The sequence below is a fragment of the Flavobacterium sp. MMLR14_040 genome (genome assembly GCF_033657265.1).
GTDB lineage: Bacteria > Bacteroidota > Bacteroidia > Flavobacteriales > Flavobacteriaceae > Flavobacterium.
The window spans coordinates 456,262-475,635 of record NZ_JAWVWO010000003.1 but is presented as its reverse complement, the minus strand read 5'-3'; the positions used below and the strand labels follow the sequence as shown (position 1 = coordinate 475,635).

Annotated in this window: 19 protein-coding genes; 13 read left to right on the top strand and 6 right to left on the bottom strand. The window is 33.9% G+C overall.

Annotated features, from left to right (window positions below; translation table 11 throughout):
- Nucleotides 1-117: 117 nt before the first annotated feature.
- Nucleotides 118-618, bottom strand: coding sequence for a DUF456 domain-containing protein (locus SD960_RS07260; protein ID WP_318801850.1), 501 nt, complete (start codon nucleotides 616-618; stop codon nucleotides 118-120).
- A 73-nt stretch (nucleotides 619-691) separates the two neighbouring features.
- Between SD960_RS07260 and SD960_RS07255 the strand changes: the two genes are divergently transcribed.
- Together SD960_RS07255 and SD960_RS07250 are read left to right on the top strand one after the other, a co-directional pair.
- Entirely contained in the window at nucleotides 692-1,048 is a 357-nt protein-coding gene (locus SD960_RS07255) for a hypothetical protein (protein WP_318801848.1), read from the top strand.
- 44 nt (nucleotides 1,049-1,092) lie between these two features.
- Nucleotides 1,093-1,581 carry a hypothetical protein gene (locus SD960_RS07250; protein ID WP_318801847.1) on the top strand — a complete coding sequence of 163 codons (489 nt, stop codon included), beginning with the start codon at nucleotides 1,093-1,095 and terminating at the stop codon, nucleotides 1,579-1,581.
- Between the two features lie 2 nt (nucleotides 1,582-1,583).
- Here SD960_RS07250 and SD960_RS07245 read toward each other — a convergent pair whose 3' ends face one another.
- Together SD960_RS07245 and SD960_RS07240 are read right to left on the bottom strand one after the other, a co-directional pair.
- Nucleotides 1,584-2,690 (bottom strand): glycosyltransferase family 2 protein, encoded by a 1,107-nt coding sequence (locus SD960_RS07245; RefSeq protein WP_318801845.1) that lies wholly within the window; start codon nucleotides 2,688-2,690, stop codon nucleotides 1,584-1,586.
- 208 nt (nucleotides 2,691-2,898) lie between these two features.
- Nucleotides 2,899-3,837, bottom strand: a complete 939-nt coding sequence (locus tag SD960_RS07240) for a hypothetical protein (RefSeq protein ID WP_318801844.1) — start codon at nucleotides 3,835-3,837, stop codon at nucleotides 2,899-2,901.
- A 143-nt stretch (nucleotides 3,838-3,980) separates the two neighbouring features.
- Here SD960_RS07240 and ruvC point away from each other — a divergent pair, with 143 nt between their 5' ends.
- From ruvC to SD960_RS07200, 8 genes are all read left to right on the top strand, one after another.
- Complete coding sequence (gene ruvC, locus SD960_RS07235) at nucleotides 3,981-4,535, top strand: crossover junction endodeoxyribonuclease RuvC (RefSeq protein WP_318801842.1); 555 nt, start codon at nucleotides 3,981-3,983, stop codon at nucleotides 4,533-4,535.
- Nucleotides 4,536-4,652: 117 nt separating this feature from the next.
- On the top strand, nucleotides 4,653-5,789 hold the full coding sequence (gene hemW / locus SD960_RS07230; protein ID WP_318801841.1) for a radical SAM family heme chaperone HemW: 1,137 nt from the start codon (nucleotides 4,653-4,655) through the stop codon (nucleotides 5,787-5,789).
- 78 nt (nucleotides 5,790-5,867) lie between these two features.
- Entirely contained in the window at nucleotides 5,868-6,647 is a 780-nt protein-coding gene (locus SD960_RS07225) for a cyclase family protein (protein WP_318801839.1), read from the top strand.
- A 93-nt stretch (nucleotides 6,648-6,740) separates the two neighbouring features.
- Entirely contained in the window at nucleotides 6,741-7,766 is a 1,026-nt protein-coding gene (locus SD960_RS07220) for a DUF4421 family protein (protein WP_318801838.1), read from the top strand.
- 254 nt (nucleotides 7,767-8,020) lie between these two features.
- A complete protein-coding gene (locus SD960_RS07215) occupies nucleotides 8,021-8,425 on the top strand; it encodes a GNAT family N-acetyltransferase (RefSeq protein WP_318801837.1) in 405 nt (134 codons plus the stop codon).
- A complete protein-coding gene (locus tag SD960_RS07210; protein ID WP_318801836.1) occupies nucleotides 8,422-8,772 on the top strand; it encodes a DUF4260 domain-containing protein in 351 nt (116 codons plus the stop codon). Before SD960_RS07215 ends, SD960_RS07210 begins: the two co-directional genes overlap by 4 nt.
- Nucleotides 8,773-8,779: 7 nt before the next feature.
- The gene (locus tag SD960_RS07205) at nucleotides 8,780-9,151 is read left to right on the top strand and encodes an MmcQ/YjbR family DNA-binding protein (protein WP_318801835.1); all 372 of its coding nucleotides are present in this window, start codon (nucleotides 8,780-8,782) and stop codon (nucleotides 9,149-9,151) included.
- 49 nt (nucleotides 9,152-9,200) lie between these two features.
- A complete protein-coding gene (locus SD960_RS07200) occupies nucleotides 9,201-9,917 on the top strand; it encodes a PH domain-containing protein (RefSeq protein ID WP_318801834.1) in 717 nt (238 codons plus the stop codon).
- Nucleotides 9,918-10,055: 138 nt separating this feature from the next.
- On the opposite strand, the gene SD960_RS07195 is transcribed toward SD960_RS07200, so the two are convergent.
- Nucleotides 10,056-11,156 carry a DUF4407 domain-containing protein gene (locus SD960_RS07195; protein ID WP_318801833.1) on the bottom strand — a complete coding sequence of 367 codons (1,101 nt, stop codon included), beginning with the start codon at nucleotides 11,154-11,156 and terminating at the stop codon, nucleotides 10,056-10,058.
- A 229-nt stretch (nucleotides 11,157-11,385) separates the two neighbouring features.
- Between SD960_RS07195 and SD960_RS07190 the strand changes: the two genes are divergently transcribed.
- Nucleotides 11,386-14,196 (top strand): TonB-dependent receptor, encoded by a 2,811-nt coding sequence (locus SD960_RS07190; RefSeq protein WP_318801832.1) that lies wholly within the window; start codon nucleotides 11,386-11,388, stop codon nucleotides 14,194-14,196.
- Nucleotides 14,197-14,269: 73 nt separating this feature from the next.
- Entirely contained in the window at nucleotides 14,270-15,325 is a 1,056-nt protein-coding gene (locus SD960_RS07185; protein WP_318801831.1) for a phytase, read from the top strand.
- A 288-nt stretch (nucleotides 15,326-15,613) separates the two neighbouring features.
- Here SD960_RS07185 and pckA read toward each other — a convergent pair whose 3' ends face one another.
- Nucleotides 15,614-17,218 (bottom strand): phosphoenolpyruvate carboxykinase (ATP), encoded by a 1,605-nt coding sequence (pckA, locus tag SD960_RS07180; RefSeq protein ID WP_318801830.1) that lies wholly within the window; start codon nucleotides 17,216-17,218, stop codon nucleotides 15,614-15,616.
- A 204-nt stretch (nucleotides 17,219-17,422) separates the two neighbouring features.
- Nucleotides 17,423-17,809 (bottom strand): DUF423 domain-containing protein, encoded by a 387-nt coding sequence (locus SD960_RS07175; protein ID WP_318801829.1) that lies wholly within the window; start codon nucleotides 17,807-17,809, stop codon nucleotides 17,423-17,425.
- Nucleotides 17,810-18,002: 193 nt separating this feature from the next.
- Between SD960_RS07175 and SD960_RS07170 the strand changes: the two genes are divergently transcribed.
- On the top strand, nucleotides 18,003-19,367 hold the full coding sequence (locus SD960_RS07170; protein WP_318801828.1) for a saccharopine dehydrogenase family protein: 1,365 nt from the start codon (nucleotides 18,003-18,005) through the stop codon (nucleotides 19,365-19,367).
- Nucleotides 19,368-19,374: the final 7 nt, after the last annotated feature.

Genomic DNA, 19,374 nt, shown 5'->3' with positions numbered 1-19,374 from the left:
GTCTCAATGAACATAACCCTTTCGTAATCAAAAAGAAATAAAAAATATAAATTAAAAAAAAGTTATTTTTTAAAAAATATTAAAAATATAGGAAAAATATTAACATAAATTCGATGATTAAAACAATAAAAATCTGTTTTGCCAAACTATATTTAAAAAAATGCCAAGAAAAATAATACAAAAAAGGAAATTAATGAAGCTTGAAGCCAAAAAACCCAGCAACGAACCTGTTGCCGCTTTTATTGCACGACTGTGATTTTTAGAATCGTATATCATTTCTCCAACAAAAGCGCCTACAAAAGGCCCGATTATAACTCCAAATGGTATAGGAGCAATGATTCCAACAATTAATCCAATGTTTGTTCCCCAAACTCCATAGGAACTTCCGCCAAACTTTTTTGTGCCGCGCGCGGGAATAACATAATCTAAAACTGTAATTATTATTGTAATTAAAAGTGTTATTCCTAACATCCAATAATTATTTTCGACAGCTTTTGTAAGGTACAATAATAATAAACCAACCCAACAGCTCGAAAGTCCTGGCAAAAAAGGTAGAAAACTGCCAAAAACACCAACAATTACGCATACAAAACCGAGTATTAACAATAGTAAATCCATTTATTTTTTTGTAAATTTGCCTGTAAACCGTCAGAAAAATTAGACAATGTACAGTATTTTTAAATTATTTTTTATGTGCACCTTGATCTTTATGATCAATAATAATGTAAGTGCGCAAAGCAAAAAGCTGTCTGTTGATGATCAATTACTTCAGGACAGCATATATAAAAGTAATAAGAAAAAGGTTTTAAATTTCTCTATGAAGGAATTTGATGCACTTTTTTTTGAATATTTTTCGCGCAAAAACAATCCCGACTTAGTTTTAAATAAAACAGAATTCTATACTTATACTGTTCAAATTGCTACTTTTTCTGATCGGTTGGCAAAATTGTATCCTGACCAAAAAGAAGTTGCAGAACAAAATAAAGAAAAATGGCTTTCTGAAAGCTATGAAGAATATCTAGATTATAAAGCTAACCAAAAAAAATAATCGTATTTTTATAAATATAATTAGTTCAATACAATATCATAATCTTGAAGCAGTTCCCATTTTTTATAATCCTACTATTTATTAGTTCTTGTCAATACTTTGAGAAGCAGATTCCGTCTGAAAAAGAATTACTTCAAAAAGAACTAAAATCTATCAATTGGAAAGAAGTTGACGAATTCCCGTCGGTTGTTGATTGTGAAAAAATAGGCGACAAAAAACTGCGCCAACAATGTTTTTTTGAAGTAATGGCACAGCTAATTCAGGAAAAATTAGATATTGATACGCTTTCCATTCTATATCCTGAACTTGACACAATTGAGGTGAAAGTAACTATATTTCCTAACTCTTCAATGAAATTTGAACCTCAGTTTTCTAAAGATTCGGTAGCATATGATACAATTAAAATTGATAGTATTTTACAGGCTCGTTTAGTTGATTTCCCAAAAGTAAATCCTGCTATAAAACGTGGAGTTCCGGTAAAAACACAATTGATTTTACCTATAATTATTAAGGCGAAAGAAGAAAAAAAATAGTTTTATTTCACAAATCGTCGATCTTTCCATTCGTAAGAACCAAACAAACTATATAAAGCTACGCACGTGCTGAAAAAAGGGTAGAATAAACTACTCAAAAATAAATAGCGCAATCTTGTATTTGTTAAGAACTGGTTTGTCAGGTAAAGCAAAACAAAGTCTATAATAAATTTAGGCAAAACAAATAAAACTAAAACTTGCCAGGACCAGATTCCGAAAATCAAGAATACAAATCCAATAACAAAACTTAGATTTCCAAAGAAAACGATTAATCCTAAAAATTTCCCGAAAGTGCTTTGATAGGAACTTGTTTTTGCTGCCCAGCGCACTCTTTGATGAAACAGGGATTTCCAGTTCTCAGTTGGTTTGGTTAAAACAATCGCTTCTTTAGCTTTTAAATAATGAACTTCATCAGAAAATAAATCTGCGGCTTTCTGCAGTAAAAAAACATCATCGCCGCTTGCAATTTTATTATTTCCACTAAAGCCGTTCAGTTTTTCGAACAATGATTTTGTGTAAGCAAGATTGGCTCCGTTACACATAAATGCTTTTTTTATTCCGAAACTTCCAATTGTGGCTCCTTGTAAACTGGTTAAATCCAATTGCTGAAAATGATGCAGAAATGAATTTTCACATTGATAAGAAACCGCTCCCGCCAACATGGAAACATTGTTTTCCTGAATGTAATTATCAAACGTTAAAAGCCAATTTTGAGGCACAATACAATCGGCATCGGTCGTAATAACCCAATTGGTTTTTACGTGTTGCATGGCCGTTGAAATGGCATCTTTTTTAGGTGAATTTGAAATTCTTATGTTGTCAATTAAGCTAACCTGAAACTTGAAACCTGAAACCTGAAACTTTTCTTTAGAGCTATCATCCACCAAAATGACTTCAAATAAATTATTTGGATAATTTAGTTTTGCCAAGCTGTCTAAAAGTTTAGGTAAATTCTCCTCTTCATTCCTAAATGGAACTATAATTGTAAAACTGGTTTTCGGTTTAAAATCTGTTTTCTGATATATTTTTATTCGTGTAAAACCATAAATAAGCAAAGAAATGCCAGATACATAAATAACTAGAATTATATTTAGAATAAGGGCTGTCATAACTTTGGCTTAAAATTATTTTATCAACAAATGTAGTCCCTATGGGACATTCTAAAGGGCGTTTCTCTTCTATTTTCTACCAATATTTAACTCCTAACGGAGTATCTCGTAGAGATTATATATTGGTAACATAGTTTGACACCTTGAAAATTTGTCCCGTAGGGACTATGCAATCTCTAATCAAATAAATGCGGTTGCTCTATTTTCATTAATCATTTATTTGGGTCGTTTGAGAAGTTTTGAAATTCAACACATAATAACTTCCTAAAACAACGGGCAAAACCACGTTTAAGAACCACATCAATGTACTTATAAAAACGACGATCCATTCGTTTACGTTTAAAATTCCGAAGAAATAAACCGCGACGCTCCCTTTTACAGCAAAGTCCAAAAATTGAAAAGTAGGCAATGATGAAGCCAAAAAATAAACAACAGCAATGGTTGCAATCAAAGTAAAATAAGGCAAATCGACATCAAAAGCCAAAAACAAAAAATAATATTGATGCGAGAAAACCAAATAACGCAATATGCCTAAAAAGATATTTTTTTGGTGGATTGGTTTTGGGATTTCATTGATTTTATGAATCAGTTTTTCAATGGAATATCCTTTTATTTTAATCTTTTTAAAGAGTACAGAAAATAAAATAAAGAAAAAAGATATTGCGATTATTCCCAAAACCCATTTCCAATATCCGAGAAATAACAAGCCAATTGTTCCAAATAAAACCGTTAAAATCATCTGGATTCCGTTGCAGATTAAGTTCAGGAAAACTACTCTTTTTGCTTCAGACTTTGGGTAATACAATGCTTTTCCGGCATACTCTCCTACCCCGTTTGGCGTAAAAATTCCGGCTGTAAGTGCCGCGAGAACTTGTTTTGTTGCTTCGCCTAATGAAATTTCATGAATGACTTTGACGAGATTCTGCCATTTTAAAATTTCAAAATATCGATTTAAAACACTCAAAAGCAATATAAATCCAATTCCTAAAACCGACTGATTTTTACGAAACAGTGTAATGAATTTTTGCCAGTCGAGTTTGTCGTTATTCGCCAACTGATTATAAATAAAGTAAAATGCACCTCCTACGATCAAAAGTTTGACTAGAAGAACAAGGAATTGCTTAGCTTTGTGAGGAATTGAAATCATGCTGCAAAGTAAAGGAAACTATTGCGAAAAAGCTATTTCACAAAGATTCGCAAAGCAGCCGCAAAGTTGCACAGAGAGATTAAAAACAAACTTTGTGAATCTCTGTGCTTACTTAGTGAATCTCTGTGTAACCTGTAACAAAAATGACAAAAGAACGCATCATATTAGGTATCGACCCGGGAACTACGATCATGGGTTTTGGATTGATTAAAGTAATCAATAAAAAAATGGAATTTTTACAGCTTAATGAGTTGCAATTGTCCAAATACGATAATCATTATCAGAAATTAAAAATCATTTTTGAGCGTACCATCGAATTAATCGAGACGCATCATCCGGACGAAATTGCCATTGAGGCTCCTTTCTTTGGTAAAAACGTACAATCGATGCTTAAACTTGGACGCGCACAAGGCGTGGCAATGGCAGCGGGACTTTCAAGAGATATTCCAATTACTGAATACGAACCTAAAAAGATAAAAATGGCGATTACCGGAAACGGAAACGCCAGTAAAGAACAAGTTGCCAAAATGCTCCAACAACTTTTAGGCTTAAAAGAATTACCTAAAAACCTCGATTCAACTGATGGTTTGGCGGCAGCGGTTTGTCACTTTTTTAATTCGGGAAAAATTGTTGCAGGGAAAAGTTATTCGGGTTGGGATTCTTTTGTGAAACAGAATGAAGACAAAATTCGTAAATGAGAAAATGTGTCAATTAGAAAATTAGATAATTCTTAAATTGAGAATAACTAATTGTATAATTTAAACATTCAACATTACATTATCTCATTATCAAATTGACTAATTATCTAATTAAAAATGTCAGGTATCTATATTCATATTCCTTTTTGCAAACAGGCTTGCCATTATTGCGATTTTCATTTTTCAACTTCGATGAAAAAGAAAGACGAAATGGTTTTGGCTTTAGCCAAGGAAATTTCTATTCGTAAAAATGAGTTTTCGAATGAAATTGTAGAAACCATTTACTTTGGCGGTGGAACGCCATCTGTTTTGAGTAATGAAGAAATCAACTTTTTAATTGCTGAAGTTTACAAAAACTATAATGTTGTCGAAAATCCCGAAATTACGCTGGAAGCTAATCCTGATGATTTGTCTTCAGAACGAATTTTAGAATTATCAAAAAGTCCGATAAACCGCTTAAGCATCGGAATTCAGTCTTTTTATGAAGAGGACTTAAAAATGATGAATCGCGCGCATAATTCGGCGGAAGCCATAAATTGTTTAAAAGAAGCTACTAAATATTTTGATAATATTTCGCTTGATTTAATTTACGGAATTCCCGGAATGAGCGACGAAATGTGGAAACAGAATATTGAAACGGCTTTGAGTTTTGGTATTCCGCATATTTCGAGTTATGCTTTGACTGTTGAACCAAAAACGGCTTTAAAAAAACTAATTGATACCGGAAAAATTGCTGAACCGCAAGACGAAGTAGCTTCAAATCACTTTATGATTTTGGTCGAAACACTTCAAAAAAATGGGTTTATTCACTACGAATTATCGAATTTTGGAAAAGAAAACTACTTCTCAAAAAACAACTCCGCATATTGGCTGGGCAAAAAATATATCGGCATTGGTCCTTCGGCACATAGTTATGATGGTGAAAAAAGAGGCTGGAATATTGCCAATAATTCACTTTATCTAAAATCAATTCAGGATAATATTTTACCAATCGAAACCGAAATTCTATCGAAATCTGATCGCTATAACGAATATATTATGACGGGATTACGAACTATTTGGGGCGTTTCGTTAGAAAGAATTGAAAAGGAATTTGGTTTGGAATATCTGGATTATCTGCAAAAACAAGCTCAGAAATTTTTAAGCGATGATTTGCTTTTCATCGAAAATAATATTCTAAAACCAACTGCAAAAGGAAAATTTTTAACGGATGGAATTGCAAGTGATCTCTTTTACTTAAATTTGGAAGAATAAAATTAGCCTCGAAGGCACTAAGGCACAAATTATTTGAACTTTGTGACTTAGCGTCTTTGCGGCATAAAAACCAAATTTGTGTTAGCAAAAATCAACAACTTCGAAATCGACCTATCAAAACCAATTGATATTTCAATCTCATTAACCAATACAGACGAAAACCCAATTGCCTGGTATATCGAAAAACCGGTTATTGAACCCGTTGTTTTTGGAGATTGGATTGGAAAAGTTTCCGAAGGAAAATCATCAACTAATTTCAATAATATTTTCTTTAATCCGCATGGGCATGGCACGCATACGGAATGTCTGGGGCATATTACGAATGATTTTTATAGCATTAACCAATCTTTAAAACAGTTTTTCTTTTTTGCAAAACTGATTACAATTGAACCTGAAAAAGTTGGAGAAGACTTGATAATTACTAAAAGTCAAGTTGAGAAAGCAATGAGCAATTCGACTCCGCTCAGTGGGACAAACGAGGCTTTAATAATTCGAACACTTCCAAACCAAAAGGATAAAAAGTCAAGAAAATACTCGAATACAAATCCGCCGTATTTGTCTGAAGAAGCAGCGATTTTCATCCGCGAAAGCGAAATTCAGCATTTATTAATCGATTTGCCAAGTGTGGACAAAGAACATGACGAAGGAAAATTATTGGCACACAAAGCTTTTTGGAACGTAAAAGATACACACAATTTAAAAAAAGATGCACGTTTTGAAGCTACAATTACAGAAATGATTTTTGTACCGAATGAAATTGAAGATGGAGATTATCTGTTAAACTTACAAATCGCTTCTTTCGAAAACGATGCAAGTCCGAGTAAACCTGTTTTGTATTCGATCGCAAACTTTGGATAAATTGCTGATAATTAATTTTAAATTAGTAGCTTTATAATTACTAATGCTTAATTAGCTGCATTGAAAACGGCCACGAAACAAAGTTTAAATCGAATGAACCAGAATACCATTTTTACATGCGTATTTCTGATTTTTGTTTTCAGCCCTGCCAAATTATTTAGTCAGAATAAATCAGAAAAAGATACCGTCAATTTTATTTATTATCCGGATAAAATAATGGTTCGCGCAAATGTAAGCACTCAAAATGATGCTTATTTACTGACCAATAAAAATGGTCCAAATCTGGATCTTGAAACCAATAATAGTTACAAACTTTTTTTAAGTATCGATTATAAATTTATCGGCTTCAGTTATGGTTTTTATCCGAAGTTTTTTGGCGGAAATAAAGATGAAGATCTAAAAGGAAAATCTTCTTTTTCTGATTATAACTTCCGTTTCTTTTTAGGAAGATGGCTTCAAACGGCTTCGTTTAGTAAAACGAGAGGATATTATGTCGCCAATATGTCTGAATTTGATCCAAATTGGGTGGAAGGAAAAGATGCTTATCTTAAGTTTCCAGATTTTAAAACAGTGCAATACGAAATGTCGACATCGTATCTTTTTAATCCAAAATTCTCTCTTAAAAGTATCACTTCGTTCACCGAATGGCAAAAAAAGAGTGCCGGAAGTTTTATTCCATCGCTGATTTATAGTTATAACAGAATTCTTTCGAAATTCGACAATCTTAACGGGAAACAAAAAGAATTCGATGTTAGATTAGCCGCGGGATATTATTACAACTTTATTATTCATAAAAATTTTTATATTGCTCCACATTTGTCGCCTTCGATTGGTGTGAAATTTTTACATGATAAAAGTGTTGATTCAGAAGTTGAAACTATTGAAAAGAATACATACTTTACCCGGAACATTGAAGGCGGAATTAAAATAGGTTATAATTGTAATCGCATACTTTGTGGCGCAAGTTTAAACTTCGACGACAGTTCGTATAATGAGGATAAAACAACGGTAATTACAAATGGTAAAGTCTACGGATTATTGTATTTTGGCTACCGTTTTGATGCACCTGAATTTATTAGTAAACCGATTGAAAAAATTGATTCTAAAATCAAAATGTAATGAAATAAACTATGTGTTTAAATGCGTTTCAATAAAACAAATAAGTATTACATCATGCTAGATGATGTAGAGAAACATTATTTTTTTAACCTCCCATCATTGTTTTTTAACGCAGAGAACACAAAGATTTCTCGCAGAGTTCACTAAGATTTAAGTTGTGTTTGCACAATCGAAGTCCGCAAAGCTTTGTGAAATTTGTAGCAAAACTAAATATTATATAAGTATTTTTGAATATAATAATGCTTCCGAAAATCATGAATAAGATTACCGTTTCGACCGATAAAACCAAACTGAATGTTCCGTTTATACAAAATTTTTTAAAAGATATTTATTGGGCTGCCGGCCGGACTATTGAGGAAGTGCAGACTACAATTGATGCTTCGGTTTGTTTTGGGATTTATTTAGATGACAATCAAATTGGTTTTGCACGTGTCATTACAGATTATGTAGTTTTTGGTTACGTTATGGATGTTTTTATAACAGAAGAGCATCGCGGTAAAGGTTATTCGTCGATTTTAATTGAAAATATGATGAAGGAACCGCTTTTAAAAGACATTAAAATTTGGCGTTTGGCAACAACAGATGCGCATTTTTTATACGAGAAATTTGGTTTTAAACCTTTAGAACATCCTGAAAAAATGATGGAAAAAAAACTATGAAAACAGTTATTAAATTAGAAGAAGTTGGTTTATTTATTCTCGGAATCTATTTATTTAGTCTCCTTAATTATCAATGGTGGTGGTTTTTGGTTTTGATTCTCGCACCCGATTTTTCGATGCTGGGTTACACTTTTAATAATAAAACCGGAGCTTTTATGTATAATATATTTCATCACAGAGGAATTGCTGTTTTAATTTATTTAACAGGCTGTTATCTAAAATTAGAATCATTGCAGCTTGTTGGTCTAATCTTATTTTCGCATTCGGCAATGGATCGAATGTTTGGTTATGGACTGAAATATGAACAAGGTTTTAAATACACTCATTTAGGTGAAATTGGTAAATAAACAGAACATGAATTTAGAAACTTTTTACGAATATTGCCTTTCGAGAAAAGGCACAACAGAACATTTTCCTTTTGATGAAGATACTTTGGTTTTTAAAGTTGGCGGAAAAATATTTGCTTTATCTTCCCTTTCACAATGGGAGAAAAACGAGCAGGCAGTCAATTTGAAATGTGATCCTGAACGTGCTCAGGAATTACGTGCTGAATATGACGAGATAAAACCGGGTTTTCATATGAGTAAAGTACATTGGAATACAATTGCTTTAAACGGAAATTTACCAACAGCTTTTGTAAAAGAACTTATTGATCATTCGTATGAATTGGTTTTCAAAAGTTTGACAAAGAAAATTCAGAATGAAATTATTGAATTAGAAAATTAGGCATTACATTTGCAGCGTAAGACAACAAACCTTAGCAATTTTATCACCCATGAAAGAACAATTTAAAAAATTTCTAAACGAAGAACAAGATCCAAAAGCGATTGAAAAAATCACTTCAAAACTCAATGATTTATTGATGAAAGGTGAAGAAATTGGATATATTGCGGTTCAAAAAAAACCGGCAATTACTGTTTTTCCTGATAGTATTGTATTAACAAACAAACGAATTATCATTTGCCAACCTAAAAATCTGGGTCTTTCAATGGATTTTACAGATTATACCTGGGATAATGTCGCGGCGGCTTTTGTAAAAGAAAATATTTTGGGTTCTGAATTTTCATTCAACACGAATACAGACTTGTCGATTTCAATTGATTATATTCCTAAAATTCAGGCCAGAAAAATATATACTTACGCAAAAGAACAATTAGATTTACTTAAAAATCCTGTTGTTATCTCTGCTCCAACAATAGAAGCTGCTCAACCTGAACCTGTTGCAGAACCGGAAATTGAAGACGCAATTGAAGAAATAGAAACGGAAGAAGTAACCAATTATGCCGAAATTATGCCGGCAACAACACCTTCTTACACGGAAACTTACGAACCAATTCAGCCTCAGGCACCAACCGGAGATCGTAAATTAAGTGAATTATCAAAAGAAGAACTTTTTGACAAATTACAGAATTATAAAAAACTATTGGACAACGGATTAATCATGCAAGGTGAATATGATGCGTTCAAAAAAGAGATATTGAGCTATATGTAAAATTTTATAACCGCAAAGTTCGCAAGGATTTACGCAAGGTTCGCAAAGTTTATAAAAAGAAAAAACCATCAGTTTGACTGATGGTTTTTTTATGCTTTTGCGCTCTTAGGGTAAATCCTTGCGAACTTTGCGGTTAAGCTAAAACGTCGCTTTTTGTTTTTCTACAAAATTATGCGCTTGTAATTCTAATAATTCCGTTGCTTTTTTACGTTGCAGATCGTAGAGATTTTTATCTCCGGCAATATCAGCATACACTCTGTCGTGCATTTCGGCGCTGGTTTTTACTAACAATTCACGCTGGTATTTATTTTGTGCCAAAGTTGCTTTCATTGCGGTTTCGGCTTCCTCTTGTTTAAAATCAAATTCGCCTTTTGGAGCCAGTAATTTGGCTATAATCGGAGAAGTTTCAATTGCCAAAAACAACAGCATAATAAAAAATGACGGCAGCCACGGCAATTTATTCAACGCATTAATACGCGCCATTAAACCATCAAAACCTTCAATGATTGGCTGTGTCTGCGATACTTTTTTATCTAAATCAGCCTGCAATTGTTTACCTGTTTTTTCTTTTTCGGCAATTTTAGCTTCGTTTGTTGTTTTTAATGCTGCCAATTCTTTTAAAGATGCGTCGTGCTTCTCGCGTTTTTCCTTATAAACCGGACCTTTACCCAGTTTTTTTGTTCCTGTAGTTCCTTCGGCTTCGGTAATATAAGTTGAATAAAGTGCGTTTACTTCTTTCTCTTTAGTTAGAATATCAGCTTTTAAAGAAGCAATTTCAGCTTTATTTTTATCCAAATCAGATTTGAAATAATTGCCAACTTGTTTTTTATTGGCCAATTCCATTTCGTTTTTTTCTTTCAATAAAACGGTATTGATTTCTTTTTCGAAAATTTTAATCTCCAAAGGCTTAGAAATTACAATTGCAATAATAATCGCCAATATAATTCTGGGAGTCGCCTGCAGGAATTCATCCATAAAACGATCTCTTTTTTTAATTGTCGAAACAATAAACCGGTCTAAATTAAAAATTAGTAAACTCCATACAAACCCAAAAATTAAAGCCGGATAAAGAGAGTCAAAAACAGTAAAAAGTGCATAAGCACTGGCAAGAAAAGCCATAACTGCGGTAAAAAAAACGGTGGCGCCAATACCAACATATTTGGTTTGTTCGCCTTCTGAACAGCCTTCGAGTACATCTCTGTCGGCTCCCGAACAAAGAATAAAAAATTGTTTTAACATGATTGATGATTTTTGATTGATTGATAAGGCAAATTTAACGCCAAAAATTTAATTCTCATGTAAATAGTTGATTTGTTTTTAGTTGTAAATCAATTATTTGAAGTTTAGATGTTATTTAAAGATTAATAAGATTCTGTTTTGAAGGATTAATCATAACATTATATTAATTTTTTCCAATGGTTTTAGTAATACAAAGGTTCTAGTTTCGCAGCAAAACAAACCAAACACAATGAAAAATTTTTATTTAGTAGTAACATTCTTTTTATTAACCTTATCAGGTTATGCTCAAAAGGCCATAATATCCGGAAAGGTATTAGACGCCGATGACAAATTACCTTTGCCAGGAGCCATGATTCAAATTGTTGGTGACAACAAATACACGGTTTCAGATTACAATGGCCGATTTGAATTGCTTAATATCAATATTGGAACATATCAGGTTACGGTAAAATATATTGGATATACGCCAATAACACACGAAATTACTGTAGAACAAGGCAAAAATAACGTTCTTGATTTTGCGCTTAAAACTTCGGGAACTGAGTTGAATGAGGTTGTTGTTGGAGACATTTTAAAAGGTCAGGCCAAAGCATTAAATCAACAAAAAAACAGCAAAAACATTGGAAACGTAATTTCATCAGATCAGGTGGGTCGTTTTCCGGATGCCAATGTTGGTGACGCCTTAAAGCGTGTTCCAGGTATCACGATGCAAAACGATCAGGGTGAAGCGCGTAATATTATTATCAGAGGTTTGGCTCCGTCGTTGAACTCGGTAACTTTAAATGGAGACCGAATTCCATCTGCAGAAGGAGATAACAGAAATGTTCAAATGGATTTGATTCCGTCTGATATGATTTCGACTATCGAAGTAAATAAAACGCTGACTTCAGATATGGATGCAGATGCTATTGGAGGTTCTGTAAATTTAGTTACAAGAGCAACTCCAAACGGCGAAAGAATCTCGGCAACGCTTGCGGGAGGTTTTATGCCAATTCGTGAACATGCCACTTATACAGCAGGTTTGGTGTACGGAAATCGTTTTTTTGACAATAAATTAGGAGCTGTTTTTAGCGGATCTTACAACAATGTAAATTATGGTTCTGATGATGTGGAGAATGAATGGGTAAAAGATGATTTTGGAAATGAATTTGTTCAGGCTTCTGAAATTAGAAAATATGATGTTCAGCGTATTCGCCGCAGCGGTTCTGTTGCTTTGGATTATAAATTTGACGAAAATAACACCATTTTTGCCAATGCAATTTATAACTGGAGAGACGACAGAGAAAACCGTTTTAGAACAACTTATGATGATATTGAAGCCATTTACGATGGTGAAACTATTACTGGTTTTGAAGGTCGTGTAAAACGCCAGACAAAAGGCGGAGTTGACAGCAGCAGAAACAAAAACAGAAGATTAGAAGATCAAAGAGTTCAAAATTATTCTCTTCGCGGAGAGCATTTAATCAATTCAAAATTAGATTTAGACTGGTCTGCCAATTACGCAAAAGCCAGGGAATATCGTCCGGGAGAACGTTATATCGAATACCGTCAGACAGGATTGGAAATGTTTCAGGATTTATCTGATTTGAGATTTCCTTTGGTTACACCAAGCGGAGAAGCTGTCGATCAATTCGAATTTAATTCGGTTACAGAAAACACAGATGAAACTAGCGAAAGTGAATTTGGTGCGAAGGTAAACATTCGTTTTCCGTTCTCGATTATTGCTGCTGAAAAAGGAAGAATCAGAACCGGACTTCGTTTGAGAATGAAGGAAAAAGAAAGAAATAATGTTTTCTATTCTTACGAACCAATTAACGGCGGAATGGATTTATTATCTGAAATTCCAACCAGTGTTTATGACGGAAAAAACTTCAATCCGGGAAGTAAATATGTTCCGGGAACTTTTGCTTCGGCAAGTTTCTTAGGAAGTCTTGATTTGAATAATCCAGCATTATTTGATAAAGAAGCAGATCCTGCAGAATTTTTAGCGGTAAATTATAATGCTAAAGAAAACATTTATGCGGCTTATGTAAGGTGGGATCAGGATTTTAATGATAAACTTTCGATGGTTTTAGGTTTCCGTGTAGAGAATACCCACATCGATTATACCGGAAATCGCGTTTTAGATGAGGAAGAATTAGAAAGCAAAATCAATACGACAAATGCTTATACAAACGTTTTACCAAGTATTTCGTTTCAATATAATGCAACTAAAGATTTAGTTTTAAGAGCTGCAGCAACTACTGCTTTGGCAAGACCAAACTATTATGCACTTGCGCCTTATGTAAACAATATTGCTGCAGATAAAGAAATCACAGCAGGAAATCCGGATCTTGATGCAACGTACTCCTACAATTATGATTTCATGGCCGAGAATTATTTCAAATCTGTTGGATTAATTTCCGGAGGTGTTTTCTACAAAAGATTAAATGATTTCATTTACAATTACAGTGACAATCAATATACGGATGCAAAATTTGCTGCAGATTTTCCTAATCAGGCAAACCCCATTCCGGTTGGCGAAAACTGGTCGTTTGTACAATCAAGAAACGGAGATGTCGTTGATGTTTACGGTTTTGAAGTTGCTTTTCAACGTCAGTTAGATTTCTTGCCAGGGAAATTTTTGAAAGGTTTTGGTATTTATCTGAACTATACGTACACAAAATCTAAAGCAAAAGGAATTGCCGATGAAGACGGAAACGAAAGAAACGACATTAGTCTTCCGGGCACAACGCCGCACATGTTTAACGGATCATTGTCTTGGGAAAACAAACGTTTTTCTGCCAGAATTTCAACCAATTTTACTTCTGATTATTTAGATGAATTAGGTTCAGAGTCTTATAAAGACAGTTATTATGACAAACAATTTTTCTTAGATGCAAATGCTTCTTATAAAATTACGTCGCACCTTCGCATTTTTGCCGAAGCCAACAACTTAACCAACCAACCATTACGTTACTACCAAGGTGTAGAAGCGCATACTAAACAAGCAGAATTCTATCAGGCGAGATATAATTTCGGTCTGAAGTTTGACTTGTAATAATCAATTTATAAAATTCTTAAATTAGACAGGACTTAACGGTTCTGTCTAATTTTATTAAATGAAAATCATAATGAAACATAAATCTATACTCGCTTTTTTACTTTTAAGCGCTTTATTAACAGCCTGTAAAGACGATAAATTAGCTCCCGTTGCCACAAATGCTGTAAAACCAACAGCGATTACCCAAGTTTTACCTCATGATACTGACGATCCATCCATCTGGATTCACCCAACAGATGCTTCAAAAAGTATTATTGTGGGAACAGATAAAGATACAGACGGCGGTTTGTATGCTTTTGATTTGAATGGAAAAATCCTTAAAAAATCGATTCCTTTAAAGCGTCCAAATAATGTTGATATCGCTTACGGTTTATTAATTGATGGAAAAAAAGTAGATGTTGCCGTTACAACAGAACGCGAAAGCAATAAAATCAGAATTTTTAGTTTACCTGATTTAAACCCAATTGACAATGGCGGAATCCCGGTTTTTGAAGGCGAAGAATTGCGCGATCCAATGGGAATTGCTTTGTACACGCGTCCAAGCGACAAGAAGATTTTTGCTGTTGTAGGAAGAAAATCAGGACCTTCTGGAAGTTATTTATGGCAATATGAACTTTCTGGCGCAGGGAAATTTGCAACTGCAAAAGTGGTTAGAAAATTTGGTGCTTATAGCGGAAAAAAAGAAATCGAAGCCATTGCAGTGGATAATGAATTGGGAACTGTTTTGTACTGCGACGAACAATTCGGAATCAGAAAATACAAAGCTGATCCTGCTTTAAACGATAATAAAGAATTGGCTCTTTTTGGGAAAACTGGTTTTAAAGCAGACAACGAAGGAATCGCGATTTATAAAAAAACAGATTCTACGGGATATATTTTAGTATCCAACCAACAAGCCAATACTTTTATGGTTTACCCGAGAGAAGGCACAAAAGGAAATCCGAACGAATATCCTTTACTGGCAGAAATTCCAACTTCAACTATAGAATGCGATGGTGCCGATGTAACCAGCGTAAACTTAGGAGGAAAATACCAAAACGGACTTTTCGTAGCCATGAGCAACGGAATGACTTTTCATTATTATGCCTGGGATTTAATGCAGAAACGTATAGATTCTAAGAAATAGTTTTCAGTTTTCAGTCGCAGTTTTCAGTCTGGTTTGTCAGGCTGAGCGGAGTCGAAGCCCCGCAACGATTAGCCACAAACTAAATAACATTACAATACTTGAAAATCGATGTCGAAGTGCTTTGCGTGGGCTTCGACTCCGCTCAGCCGGACAAACAAAACCAAACGTGACTAAAAACTGTAACTAAGACTGAAAACTGCCACTGAGACTGAGACTAAAAAAACTGAAAACCCAAAAAAAAGCTGTTCATCACTGAACAGCTTTTTAAATTTGAATTAGTAATCTTCCTTATTCTGTTTTAGGCGCACCCGCTAAAATTTCAGCGTTGGCAAACTCTTCAAATTTGGCAAAATTCGCTTTGAATTTCTGAGCCAATTCGATTGCTTTTTTATCGTATAACTCAGGATCTTCCCAAGTATTTCTTGGATTTAAAATTTCACTTGGTACATTCGGGCAAGATTGTGGTTTTGCAATTCCAAATACTTCATGATTTTTAAATTCAACGTTGTCTAATTCTCCGTTTAATGCAGCGGTAATCATGGCACGGGTGTATTTTAGCTTCATACGCGTTCCTGTTCCGTATGCTCCGCCTGTCCAGCCAGTGTTGATCAACCAAACTTTTACATCGGCATCTTTCATTTTTTTAGTCAGCATTTCAGCATAACGAGTTGGGTGCAAAGGCATAAATGGCGCTCCAAAACAAGCCGAAAAGTTAGGTTGTGGTTCTGTAACTCCCGCTTCGGTTCCGGCAACTTTTGCAGTATATCCAGAAATAAAATGGTAAGCTGCCTGACCTGGAGTCAATTTTGAGATTGGAGGCAAAATCCCGAAAGAATCTGCCGTTAAGAAAAATATATTTTTAGGATTATGCCCAATAGATCCCGGTTGAATATTATCAATATGAGTTATTGGATAACTTACACGTGTATTTTGAGTGATAGAAATATCATCGTAATCTACTTCGTTTGTTCCCGCTTTGAAAACCACATTTTCTAAAAGCGCTCCTTTTTTGATCGCTCTAAAAATATCCGGTTCATTTTCTTCAGATAAGTTAATTACTTTTGCGTAGCAACCACCTTCAAAATTGAAAACAGTATTTTCAGCCGTCCAGCCGTGTTCGTCGTCACCTATTAATTTACGATCAGGATCTGCAGATAAAGTTGTTTTTCCTGTTCCTGATAATCCGAAGAAAATCGCAGTATCTCCAGCTTCACCAACATTGGCGCTGCAGTGCATTGGTAATGTATTTTCGAAAACCGGTAAAATGAAGTTCAAAGCAGAAAAAATTCCTTTTTTCATTTCTCCTGTGTAACCCGTTCCGCCAATTAAGGCCACTTTTTTAGTAAAATCTAAAATAGCAAAATTTGACTGACGTGTTCCGTCTACAGCAGGATCTGCCATAAAACTTGGTGCACAAATGACTGTCCATTCTGGTGTAAAGTTGGCTAATTCAGAATCTTCCGGTCTTAAAAACATATTGTAACAAAACAAATTAGACCAAGCTGTTTCTGTAACCACACGAACATTCAATCTATAATTTGGATCTGCACAAACATAGGCATCACGAACAAATACTTCTTTATTCGATAAAAACTGAGTTACCTTATTATATAATTTTTCAAAAGCTTCTGATGAAAACGGAATATTTACATTTCCCCACCAAACTTTATCTTCTGTTATTCTGTCTCTTACTATAAAACGATCTTGTGGAGATCGTCCTGTAAATTCACCTGTATTAATTGCCAGCGCTCCTGTAGAGTTCTCAACACCTTGTCCTGATTGCACTGTAATTGCATGCAATTCGTCTGCAGATAATTGATAGTGAATCTTGGCATTTTCAATTCCTAATTCAGAAAGCGAAATCGATTGCGTGAAAAGTGTGTTAGTGTCCATAAATTTGTAGTTGTGTATATTATTTTTTTATTGCACAAACATATTTTACTTTGAACTTTAAGCAGTTAGCATAAAGATATTGAATTGTTATATTTTTTATCAATATTGATAAAAAGCAATAAAAACTCACATAAGTAATGTTTTATGTTATTTATGAGACAAAATTAAAGATTAATTTTTAGATAGAATTTTTTATTCGGTATTTTATGATTTTTGCCTCAAAATACTAACAAATAATCCCAACCAAGCGAGAATTAATAAAAATCCACCCAAAGGTGTTGCGAATACGATAATTTTTGAATCGAAAACTGTAAGATTTTTTGTAGCTAATAAATAGATCGATCCGCTAAATAAAATTACACCGGCAACTGCTAAATTATATATGGTTTTTACCGTTTTTTGAGAAAGCTCTTTTCTTGTAGAAAGAAAAAATAAAAAGAAAGCATGATACATTTGGTAACGAACGCCGGTTTCGAAAGTCACCAATTGCTCGACAGATAAATATTTCTTAAGCAAATGCGCTCCAAAAGCCCCTAAAATAATAGCCAACATTCCTATAAAAGCACCAGTAAGGATAATTTTTCTTTTCATATTTTCTATAACTTTCAATTTGAATACAAAAATACTTCAAACTATTGGAAAAGCTTTTCTACTTTATCAAAATGTTTTCACGAAAAAGAATTCTTTAGTATTTTATCTGAAATAAAAAAGATTTGATTTTTTTGAATTAATTTGATTGTTATATTTATAACAATTTAATATATTTGTGTTATAAATATAAAATATGAGAAGCATTTTAATTTTTGGAGCCGGAAGGTCAGCCTCTTCATTGATACGGTATTTGTTATCAAAATCAGAAAGTGAAAACCTTCATTTGGTTGTGGCGGATTTATCTTTGGCTTTGGCCGAAAAAAAGACACAAAATCATCCCAATGCAACTCCAATTGCTTTAAATATTTTTGAGACAGAAGAAAGAAAAGCTGCCATAGAAAAAGCCTCAATTGTTATTTCGATGTTGCCGGCTCATTTACATATCGAAATTGCAAAAGATTGTTTAGAGTTTAAAAAACATCTTGTAACAGCATCATACATTAGTGATGCCATGCAATCGTTAAACGAAGAAGCTATAAAAAACAATTTGATTTTCATGAACGAAATTGGTCTTGATCCGGGAATCGACCACATGAGCGCCATGAAAGTCATTGACGAAATTAGAGCAAAAGGCGGTAAAATGCTGCTTTTTGAATCTTTTTGTGGAGGGTTGGTTGCTCCGGAAAGTGATAACAATCTGTGGAATTACAAATTTACCTGGGCGCCAAGAAATGTGGTTTTAGCAGGACAAGGCGGCGCGGCTAAATTTGTTCAGGAAGGTACTTATAAATACATTCCGTATGGAACTTTATTTCGCAGAACTGAATTTCTCGAAGTTGAAGGTTATGGAAAATTTGAGGCTTACTCAAATCGTGATTCCTTAAAATACAGATCAATTTACGGTTTAGATGACATTCTGACTTTATACAGAGGAACCATCAGAAGAGTTGGTTTCTCGAAAGCCTGGAATATGTTTGTACAATTAGGCATGACAGACGATAGTTATATCATGGAAGATTCTGAAAACATGAGTTATCGTCAGTTTACAAATTCATTTTTGCCGTATCACCCAACAGATTCTGTCGAAATTAAAACTAGATTGATTTTAAAAATCGATCAGGATGATATTATGTGGGATAAACTGTTGGAACTTGATTTATTCAATCCCAACAAAAAAGTAAATCTTCCTAATGCAACTCCGGCTCAAATTTTAGAAAAAATACTTTCAGACAGCTGGACACTTGAACCAGATGATAAAGATATGATTGTGATGTACCACAAATTTGGTTATGAATTGAATGATAAAAACAAGCAAATCGACTCAAAAATGGTTTGCATTGGCGACGATCAAACCTATACGGCAATGGCAAAAACGGTTGGATTGCCTGTTGCAATGGCAACTTTATTAATTTTAAATGGAAAAATCACAACTCCAGGCGTACAGCTTCCTATAAATAAAGAAGTGTATTTGCCTATTTTAAAAGAATTAGAAGAGTATGGCGTTATTTTTAACGAACAAACCATGCCTTATTTTGGCTATAATCCTGATCTATTTTAGTGATGGC

Excerpts from the sequence above, each read along its gene's own strand:
- SD960_RS07260 (WP_318801850.1), bottom strand. The coding sequence starts at position 618 with ATGGATTTACTATTGTTAATACTCGGTTTTGTATGCGTAATTGTTGGT.
- SD960_RS07255 (WP_318801848.1), top strand. The coding sequence starts at position 692 with ATGTGCACCTTGATCTTTATGATCAATAATAATGTAAGTGCGCAAAGC.
- SD960_RS07245 (WP_318801845.1), bottom strand. The coding sequence starts at position 2,690 with ATGACAGCCCTTATTCTAAATATAATTCTAGTTATTTATGTATCTGGC.
- SD960_RS07240 (WP_318801844.1), bottom strand. The coding sequence starts at position 3,837 with ATGATTTCAATTCCTCACAAAGCTAAGCAATTCCTTGTTCTTCTAGTC.
- ruvC (WP_318801842.1), top strand. The coding sequence starts at position 3,981 with ATGACAAAAGAACGCATCATATTAGGTATCGACCCGGGAACTACGATC.
- hemW (WP_318801841.1), top strand. The coding sequence starts at position 4,653 with ATGTCAGGTATCTATATTCATATTCCTTTTTGCAAACAGGCTTGCCAT.
- SD960_RS07220 (WP_318801838.1), top strand. The coding sequence starts at position 6,741 with ATGAACCAGAATACCATTTTTACATGCGTATTTCTGATTTTTGTTTTC.
- SD960_RS07215 (WP_318801837.1), top strand. The coding sequence starts at position 8,021 with ATGAATAAGATTACCGTTTCGACCGATAAAACCAAACTGAATGTTCCG.
- SD960_RS07210 (WP_318801836.1), top strand. The coding sequence starts at position 8,422 with ATGAAAACAGTTATTAAATTAGAAGAAGTTGGTTTATTTATTCTCGGA.
- SD960_RS07205 (WP_318801835.1), top strand. The coding sequence starts at position 8,780 with ATGAATTTAGAAACTTTTTACGAATATTGCCTTTCGAGAAAAGGCACA.
- SD960_RS07200 (WP_318801834.1), top strand. The coding sequence starts at position 9,201 with ATGAAAGAACAATTTAAAAAATTTCTAAACGAAGAACAAGATCCAAAA.
- SD960_RS07195 (WP_318801833.1), bottom strand. The coding sequence starts at position 11,156 with ATGTTAAAACAATTTTTTATTCTTTGTTCGGGAGCCGACAGAGATGTA.
- SD960_RS07190 (WP_318801832.1), top strand. The coding sequence starts at position 11,386 with ATGAAAAATTTTTATTTAGTAGTAACATTCTTTTTATTAACCTTATCA.
- SD960_RS07185 (WP_318801831.1), top strand. The coding sequence starts at position 14,270 with ATGAAACATAAATCTATACTCGCTTTTTTACTTTTAAGCGCTTTATTA.
- pckA (WP_318801830.1), bottom strand. The coding sequence starts at position 17,218 with ATGGACACTAACACACTTTTCACGCAATCGATTTCGCTTTCTGAATTA.
- SD960_RS07175 (WP_318801829.1), bottom strand. The coding sequence starts at position 17,809 with ATGAAAAGAAAAATTATCCTTACTGGTGCTTTTATAGGAATGTTGGCT.
- SD960_RS07170 (WP_318801828.1), top strand. The coding sequence starts at position 18,003 with ATGAGAAGCATTTTAATTTTTGGAGCCGGAAGGTCAGCCTCTTCATTG.